This window comes from Synechococcus sp. RC10B2 (genome assembly GCF_047502635.1).
In genome coordinates, this window is record NZ_JANSHO010000004.1 from 1 (window position 1) to 908 (window position 908).

Below are 908 nucleotides of genomic sequence, written 5' to 3' on the forward strand. Positions count from 1 at the left end.
GTGACGTACTCCCGCACTCATGCTGACGCATAGAGTGCGGGCTTCCCAGTGACTCCTGCCCAATAGCAGGACATTTCCTGAGCTTGAAGAACGGGACGCCCCACCGCTCTGGATTTGATGACCCTCGCCGAGTTGTGATCCCTGCCAATCCTCAACCCACAGTGCGGACAATCGTGCCACCGCTCATGCAGCTTTTTGGGCACATCTCGACCACACCCCGAGCACCCTTGACTGCTGCCGCGGGGATCCCCTGCAATCGTCAACAGCCCAGCTCTTTCAGCCTTGGCTGCCAAAATTTGCAGGAACTCACCCCACCCAGCATCATCAACAGATTTGGCTAGTCTGCTTCTAGCCAGACCCCTAATAGTAAGCGCCTCATGAGCAATGTGCTTCCCCTTACTTAACAACTTCTTTGCCATCTTGTAGTGAAAATCTTTGCGCTGGTTGGCTACTTTGTAAAACCGTCGGGCAAAGGGCGGTGTTGGACCAGCTTGACCGGCCCAACCTTGGGCAGATGGATAAACTGCCCTCGAATGCAGTCCTGCTTCATCTGAGGGAAGGTGAAGGAGCGATACCGCCCTACTCCCTTAAACCTAGGCCTGCCTGCCCTTTTGCCGTTGCGGTCACCTTTTAGCCATCGCTCAAAGGCCCTTTGCACCCGCTGTAGGCAGTCTTGGAGCACCTGGGAATGAATCGCTTGGTATTCGGGGAAGAGAGCCTTTGTGTTTACCAAGTCTCGTTTCTGTGAGTAGAAATCGGGCTTGTCTTTCAACTCAGGCAGATGGCAGACCGTCAAGGAGCAGGCATGGATGTTGCAGCGATTCTGCTCCCACCCGTTGAACCGTTCTGCCAGGCGATAGTTGTACTGCTTACGCAGCAGCTCCAGCCACTCACCCATCAGGGCGACT

The 908-nt window shown here is 55.1% G+C and carries 2 protein-coding genes; both read right to left on the reverse strand.

What is annotated here, in order from left to right; genetic code table 11:
• Positions 1 to 17: 17 nt before the first annotated feature.
• Positions 18 to 419 carry a transposase gene (locus NW855_RS00360; RefSeq protein ID WP_228375423.1) on the reverse strand — a complete coding sequence of 134 codons (402 nt, stop codon included), beginning with the start codon at positions 417 to 419 and terminating at the stop codon, positions 18 to 20.
• Positions 420 to 448: 29 nt separating this feature from the next.
• A partial coding sequence (locus NW855_RS00365; protein WP_414508241.1) for an RNA-guided endonuclease InsQ/TnpB family protein occupies positions 449 to 908 on the reverse strand: 460 nt, incomplete at its 5' end.

Bases quoted from the DNA above. Each gene is read 5' to 3' on its own strand.
- NW855_RS00360 (WP_228375423.1), bottom strand. From the start codon at position 419: ATGGCAAAGAAGTTGTTAAGTAAGGGGAAGCACATTGCTCATGAGGCG.